A 410-nucleotide genomic window follows, 5' to 3' on the forward strand; every position below is an offset into this window, starting at 1 on the left:
GCAAAACAGCTAAAGTGACGCCGTCTTACGCGGTGCCGCAGTCCTCATGGCCTCCGGTCGGCCAGCGTTGTTGGGTCTGGCCTGCCAGCGGCAAGGTCGTGTTGCCTTACTCCTTGTCTGAGGGGGGCAATAAAGGCATTGATATCGCTGCTGCGCGCGGCACGCCAGTCTATGCATCAGGGGCAGGGAAGGTGGTCTACGTCGGCAACCAGCTGCGCGGTTACGGTAACCTGATCATGATTAAGCATGGGGAAGATTACATCACTGCCTATGCCCACAACGATACGATGCTGGTGAACAACGGGCAGAATGTGAAGGCTGGGCAGAAGATTGCCACCATGGGCAGTACCGGCACGGACTCGGTGAAGTTACATTTCCAGATCCGCTATCGCGCCACAGCCATCGATCCA

Annotated in this window: 1 protein-coding gene; it reads left to right on the forward strand. The window is 57.6% G+C overall.

Annotated elements, in window-relative coordinates:
• The coding region (locus CSV68_RS16780) for a peptidoglycan DD-metalloendopeptidase family protein (protein ID WP_158233541.1) at positions 1-410 on the forward strand (410 nt) is incomplete at both ends.

Source organism: Sporosarcina sp. P29 (genome assembly GCF_002743265.1).
GTDB lineage: Bacteria > Bacillota > Bacilli > Bacillales_A > Planococcaceae > Sporosarcina.